At 35.9% G+C, this 6,535-nt stretch carries 6 protein-coding genes and 1 tRNA gene; all 7 read left to right on the top strand.

Annotation, left to right across the window (positions count from 1 at the left end; translation table 11 throughout):
• The first annotated feature begins 350 nt into the window (after positions 1-350).
• The 7 genes from LKD41_RS14635 to LKD41_RS14665 all read left to right on the top strand — a co-directional run bounded on the left by LKD41_RS14635 (position 351) and on the right by LKD41_RS14665 (position 6,454).
• Positions 351-1,118: a ParA family protein gene (locus LKD41_RS14635; RefSeq protein ID WP_022242306.1), complete on the top strand. Its 768-nt coding sequence runs from the start codon at positions 351-353 to the stop codon at positions 1,116-1,118.
• On the top strand, positions 1,119-2,006 hold the full coding sequence (locus tag LKD41_RS14640; RefSeq protein ID WP_117699143.1) for a ParB/RepB/Spo0J family partition protein: 888 nt from the start codon (positions 1,119-1,121) through the stop codon (positions 2,004-2,006).
• Positions 2,007-2,045: 39 nt separating this feature from the next.
• Positions 2,046-2,546, top strand: a complete 501-nt coding sequence (locus tag LKD41_RS14645) for a DUF4446 family protein (protein WP_117699147.1) — start codon at positions 2,046-2,048, stop codon at positions 2,544-2,546.
• 114 nt (positions 2,547-2,660) lie between these two features.
• Positions 2,661-3,533, top strand: a complete 873-nt coding sequence (locus LKD41_RS14650) for a DUF3881 family protein (RefSeq protein WP_227701583.1) — start codon at positions 2,661-2,663, stop codon at positions 3,531-3,533.
• 224 nt (positions 3,534-3,757) lie between these two features.
• Positions 3,758-3,829, top strand: a tRNA-Arg gene (locus LKD41_RS14655).
• A 659-nt stretch (positions 3,830-4,488) separates the two neighbouring features.
• Positions 4,489-5,196, top strand: coding sequence for a LytR/AlgR family response regulator transcription factor (locus tag LKD41_RS14660; protein ID WP_227701584.1), 708 nt, complete (start codon positions 4,489-4,491; stop codon positions 5,194-5,196).
• 1 nt (position 5,197) lies between these two features.
• Positions 5,198-6,454 (top strand): sensor histidine kinase, encoded by a 1,257-nt coding sequence (locus tag LKD41_RS14665; protein ID WP_227701585.1) that lies wholly within the window; start codon positions 5,198-5,200, stop codon positions 6,452-6,454.
• Positions 6,455-6,535 lie beyond the last annotated feature (81 nt).

Below are 6,535 nucleotides of genomic sequence, written 5' to 3' on the forward strand. Positions count from 1 at the left end.
GTATTTTGATAAAATGTTTCACGTGAAACATTAGTAAAAGAACGTCCGTGAAACATAAAATAGATACAATATTTAGTATGAATAAAAAAATAAGTCTACTATATTATGAAAGAAAATGTTTCATGTTTCACGTGAAACATTTTTTTACTTTACAGGAAATTGCTTTTCTGTAAAGCAAAAAACAAAAGTAAAAACAGAAAAAATAATAGAAAAAATTACTTCCATTTCTACATGGATTTACTGGAAATGAAAGTGTTATAGTGTTATAATAAAACAAGTTCGATACAGATAAAATAATAGAAAACTGAAATTTATGTTTCAATGATGAAAGAGACAGAAAGGAAAATAGTATGGGAAGAATAATAGCAATAGCAAATCAGAAAGGCGGAGTTGGTAAAACCACAACGTCTATTAATTTGTCATCATGTCTGGCAGAAGCCGGAAAGAAAATATTGGCAATAGATTTGGATCCGCAAGGAAATACCACCAGTGGATTGGGAGTTGATAAGGATGATTTAGAAAATACTGTTTACGAATTAATGCTGGATGAATGTACAATTCGTGAAAGTATTCATAAAACAGAGATTGAAAATCTGACTTTGATTCCATCTAATGTAAACTTGTCCGGAGCAGAGATTGAACTTTTGGGAATCAATGATAAAGAGTATATTTTAAAAAATGCAGTAGATTATATCCGGGACGATTATGATTTTATTATTATTGATTGTCCGCCATCTTTGAATATGCTGACAGTAAATGCTATGACAACAGCAGATACCGTATTGGTTCCAATTCAGTGTGAGTATTATGCATTGGAAGGAATCAGCCAGTTGATTCACACCATTGACCTGGTACAGGAAAGACTGAATCCAGATTTGAAGATGGAAGGAGTTGTATTTACTATGTATGATTCCAGAACAAATCTTTCTAATGAAGTAGTAGATAATGTAAAAAATAATTTACATACAACAATTTATAAAACAATCATTCCAAGAAATGTAAGATTAGCAGAAGCACCAAGTCACGGTCTTCCAATTAATCTATACGACAGCAGGTCAGCGGGAGCAGAAAGCTACAGACTTCTTGCAAAAGAAGTAATCGACAGGGAGGATATCTAAATGGCAACAAGAAAAGGTGGATTGGGAAAAGGTTTGGATTCATTGATTGCAGATAAAGTTGGAACATCCAATGAGAAGACAGATGCAAAAAATGAAGTCATGGTAAATATCAATAAAGTAGAACCAAATAAAGAACAGCCGAGAAAGAATTTTGATGAAGATGCATTATTAGAATTATCAGAGTCTATCAAACAGTTTGGTGTGTTGCAGCCACTTCTGGTAGTAGACCGGAAAGACTACTACGAAATCATTGCCGGTGAGCGAAGATGGAGAGCAGCAAAGATGGCAGGATTAAAGAAAGTTCCTGTAATCATCAAAGATTTAACTGAACAGGAAATCGTAGAGATTTCCCTGATTGAGAATATCCAGCGGGAAAACTTAAATCCAATTGAAGAGGCAATTGCATATAAACGTCTTTTAAATGAATTCAATCTGAAACAGGATGAAGTTGCGGAGAGAGTATCAAAGAGCAGAACTGCAGTTACTAATTCCATGCGGCTTTTAAAACTTTGTGATAAAGTGCAGCAGATGGTAATTGACGATATGATTTCTACCGGGCATGCGAGAGCTTTACTTGGAATCACTGATGAAGAAAAACAGTATACACTTGCACAAAAAATCTTCGATGAGAAAATCAGTGTAAGAGATACTGAAAAGCTGGTAAAGAAAATGCAGAAACAGAAGAATGCACCTGCAAAAGAGGTGAATCCGGAAAAGAAAAAACTGGATGCTGTTTACCAGGAAGCAGAAGAAAAAATGAAAACAATACTTGGAACAAAGGTTATCATTAATCAGAAGGATTCTATGAAGGGAAAAATTGAAATCGAATATTATTCCCCAGATGAATTAACAAGAATATATGAATTAATCGAAAGTATTAAAAAATAGAACATTTGTTTGTAATTAAGAGAAGAGGATAACAACATGATTTTTTCAGAATATTTAGGAATTGATTCCGATTATGTAATAGTAGGACTGGCAGCACTGGTATTGATACTTTTTATAGTTACCATTGTAAATATCGTCCAGATGAGTAAGTTAAAAAAGAAATATAAAAAGTTCATGTCCGGAAAAGATGCCAGGACGCTGGAAGATGTATTGAAAGAGCGTTTAGATGAAATAGATGATCTGGTTGCATCTAACAAGGCAAATAAGAAAAATATCGAAGATATATTTGCTACTTTACGTTTTACATTCCAGAAGCTTGGACTTGTAAAATATGATGCCTTTAATGAGATGGGTGGAAAGCTGAGCTTTTCCCTTGCAATGTTGAATGAGCGCAATGACGGATATATCATCAATGCAATGCATAGCAGAGAAGGCTGCTATACGTATATTAAGGAAATAATTGATGGAAATTCTATTATTGCACTTTCCGAAGAAGAAAAAGAAGCTTTAGAAATGGCAATGAAATCAAAAGATGAATAAATTTAATGAATAAATTTGCAGAAAGCAGATTGTAAAAATGACAGGCATACTATATAATAGGGTATGCCTGTTTTAGGTTTTCAGATGGTATTTCAAGGAAGGAAGAACAGATTCGTGCATAGCTATTTAAGAGCAATTGGATTTCAGAACAATATGAAAAAATCTGATATAGAGAAACTCACGGATAAAATCGTTTCATCCCCGGATAGAATTGAAGTCTCAGAAGATTCCATGGGAAATGAATTTGTAGAAATGACGAAAGAGATTGCACCGGGAGCTGGAATCCGTGTTTGCGGAGAATATGCAGAAGATGGAACCTTTCATACCGAATACTATTACCCGTATGTAGAGGGTGACGGAATCACGACCCAGGAGCAGATAGAGATAGAGAAGCATTCCGAAAAAAAATCTTATGCCGGTGTCTGTGACGAAATGAAGCTGGGCGTTACATTGATTTTCTATTTACAGAATGTTGCAGAATATTTATCCGAGCATCACAGAAATCCGAAGATGCGTCCAATGTCCGCTACATTAAGTGCATTGTCATTAAATGGAAAAATCATTATGCCAATCAGCAAAAATGAAAAGCAGATCCAGAATACAAAGAAAAACAGTCAGGACCGTAATTACCTCATTGCAGCTGCAAGAGAGGGAGACGAGGATGCCATTGAAAATCTTACACTGGAAGATATTGATACTTATTCCATGTTGTCAAGACGGATAGCTAACGAGGATATCTTAAGTATTGTAGATTCTTATTTTATGCCATACGGAATCGAAAGTGACCAGTATTCCATTTTAGGTGAAATTGTAGATTACAGGATGGAGAATAATAAGATGACAGGTGATAAAATCTGTTTGCTTACACTGGACTGTAACGATTTGATATATGATGTCTGCATCAATGAAAAAGACCTTCTGGGGGAACCTGCAATTGGCAGAAGATTTAAGGGAGTCATCTGGATGCAGGGAAAAGTAAATTATTAGGTAATATTAGTTCTCATAGTTAAATGGATATAACAAGTGCCTCCTAAGGTTCAATCATGGTTGAGACTTATGGAAGTTGGAAAGTGATAAGTCAGAGTTCAATTCCAACAGGGATTGACCTGAATGTCAAAATAAGATACAATGGAAATTCATCACTAAGTGTTGAATTCATAGATATGGTAGCCGGAGCCAAAAGAGCTGAAAAGCCCGAAAATACGGCATTTGTCTCCTTAGTTAAATGGATATAACGGGGTCCTCCTAAGACTCTATTGTAGGTTCGATTCCTATAGGAGACGCTCATTTTTAGCGGTAATGAAGATAGTTTCATTGCCGCTTTTTTCATGCAGAATTGTAATTTCAGTGACAAATTTGTCAGCGAAGCAGGACTGAAAATACTGATTTTGTCAGCGGGAATGGATGCTTGTCACCGATTCACATTTTCTGATTTGTCACACAAAGGGATTAACTACAATGTAGGATGAGCTTTGGGGTGTAAAATTAGGAAAAGAAGTGAAAAAACACTATATTCTTGAAAGCCTTGTTTGTTACGAAACTTTTTAAGCATATTAAGAAATAAAAGAGATTGTGTTTAAAGATGGAAAACTTGTCTGAGACGCAGCGAAGTAAATAAAATGAATAATATAGGAAGTCAGTAGTGCGTGAATAAACTGCTGGCTTCTTTTTTGATAGATACAGTCACTCCCAGAGAGTGTGCAGGATAGTAAAGTAATAATATCAACATGACGATATAGAAAATGCAGGGAAGCATTGTATTTCAAAGAGTTTGAGATACAGTGCTTCTGCGTTTCTATAGGAGATAGTCGTTCTATGCGGAAAATAGTCATTTGATGCGGAGAATGATCGAGCGGAAGATTTGTTTGATATAATAAAGAGTGCTAGGTGAGACTTGTATGGTTTACAGGTATGAGAGCAATCAAAGACAGGAATGAAAAATATGAACATTATTATTTGTGATGACAGGATAGATGACAGAAAAAATCTGTCAGATTTGCTGTCAGACTATGGTGAAAAAAAGAATTATGAGTTTACTATTACAGAATATGAATCCGGAGAACAGTTATGCGAAGAACAATCAGCTTTGGAAGCGTGTCAGCTATTATTTCTGGATATCAATATGCAGGGGATGGATGGGCTGAAAACAGCTATGAGGATTAAAGAAAAATATCCAAAACTTCCAGTTGTGCTGGTGACGGCATACATGAATTACGCACTGGATGGATATAAGGTGAAAGCAAGCCGTTTTCTGCTGAAAGATAACCTTGCAGATACTATAGAAGAATGTATGGATGATTTGATAGCAGAAATTAATAAAAACCGTAGGATTCTCGAATTTCGTTTTGTGGAAGGAACGATAAAACTTTATGCAGATGACATCATTTATATAGAAACAGAGCTTCACAAAAATGTATTTTATACAGAAAAAGGGACATTTCAGATTTATAAAAAACTGGATGAACTGGAAAATGAATTCAAGGATATGGGATTCGTGCGGGCACATCTAAGTTTTCTTGTAAATATGAGGTACATCACAAAAATCAGCGGTTATGTGATGACACTTACCACGGGAAAAAAGATTCCGGTTCCCAAGGCACGATATGCACAGGTAAAGAGGGAATATATGCTGTATAAGGGAGAAGAATAATATGACATTCTGGGTATTGACATTTATTGCGGAAATGCTGGAAGTAAAAGGAACGCTATACTTTTTTGATACTTTTATGGAAAAAAGAGATGGCGGATATAGGAACAGATATAGATTTTTTGTTTATTGCGGAGTGCTTTATCTGGCAGCAGTCACAGGGGTATGGATCGGAATGTTAAAATGTATCCCGATTATACTGGTTATGTCTTTCCTGAATCTGGCTTATTATGAAGTTTCCTTCCGGCAGAGTTTTTTGTTTTCAATCATCAACTATACAATGCTTGTATTGATTGATTATGTGACTGTTTTGTTGGGAAGAGGAGGTTCAATCCAAGAAAAATGGTTTTTACAGGCACTGATATCAAAGACGGTTTTTATCATTCTGATGTTGTTTATCAGAAGATTTAGCAAGACAAGAAAAAGCTGCGGTCTGATTACAGGAAAAGAGTGGTTTCAGTTTTTCTGTGTTCCTGTATTTACGGTGGTCGGTTTCATTCTTATGTTTTATTCAGAAAACGATGATATGCAGAATGTATTTTTATTTCTTTCGGTGGGACTGGTTGCGATTAACCTTATCCTTATGGAGTTCATGCAGAATACCATTGAAAAAGAAGAGAGAATAAAAATTGCGGTACTTACGGAACAAAATCAGAAAAATCGTATTGCAGATTATCAGGACCGGGAAGAAATCTATGAGCGTCAGCGAAGAAAAATGCACGATTATAAAAATCAGCTTTCCACGATCCAGACATTGATAAAGAATGGACACACAGATGAGGCACTTTCATTTACGCAGAAGCTGACAGAGAGCATAGCTGTCGAGATGTCGGCAATCAACACGAACCATCCGGTGGTCAATGCTGTTTTAAACCAGAAGTACCGCAGCATGCAGGAGAAACACATAGCAGTGATCCTAAAAGTAGGGGATCTGCAGGAGATCTGTCTGGAGGAGGAAGAGATTGTGATTCTGCTCTCTAATTTATTGGATAATGCAATCCGGGAGAGTGAAAAGGTACTGAAAAATACCGGAAAAGCGGTCATTCATCTGAAATTAGAGTGCGAAGAACATAAACTGATATTTGCGGTAAGAAATCCGGTGACAGAAAAGGTGGAAATTGAAAATGATACGATAAAGAGCAAAAGAGGGGATCATCACGGTATTGGATTGTTAAATGTAAAAGCAGTTGTGGATAAATATGGCGGTGATATGGTGCTTTCCTGCGATGAAAATGAATTTAAGGCAGTGGTCATCTTGTAAAGAGATGGTCTTTGTGTGCGTAATATGGTCGTTTGATGATATGGGACTAGGAGAACAGGTTATTTTATCCGATAAAGAAAG

The sequence above is a fragment of the Roseburia sp. CLA-AA-H209 genome, from assembly GCF_020687575.1.
In the GTDB taxonomy this organism is placed as follows: domain Bacteria; phylum Bacillota; class Clostridia; order Lachnospirales; family Lachnospiraceae; genus Roseburia_C; species Roseburia_C amylophila.

Bases quoted from the DNA above. Each gene is read 5' to 3' on its own strand.
- LKD41_RS14635 (WP_022242306.1), top strand. From the start codon at position 351: ATGGGAAGAATAATAGCAATAGCAAATCAGAAAGGCGGAGTTGGTAAA.
- LKD41_RS14640 (WP_117699143.1), top strand. From the start codon at position 1,119: ATGGCAACAAGAAAAGGTGGATTGGGAAAAGGTTTGGATTCATTGATT.
- LKD41_RS14660 (WP_227701584.1), top strand. From the start codon at position 4,489: ATGAACATTATTATTTGTGATGACAGGATAGATGACAGAAAAAATCTG.
- LKD41_RS14665 (WP_227701585.1), top strand. From the start codon at position 5,198: ATGACATTCTGGGTATTGACATTTATTGCGGAAATGCTGGAAGTAAAA.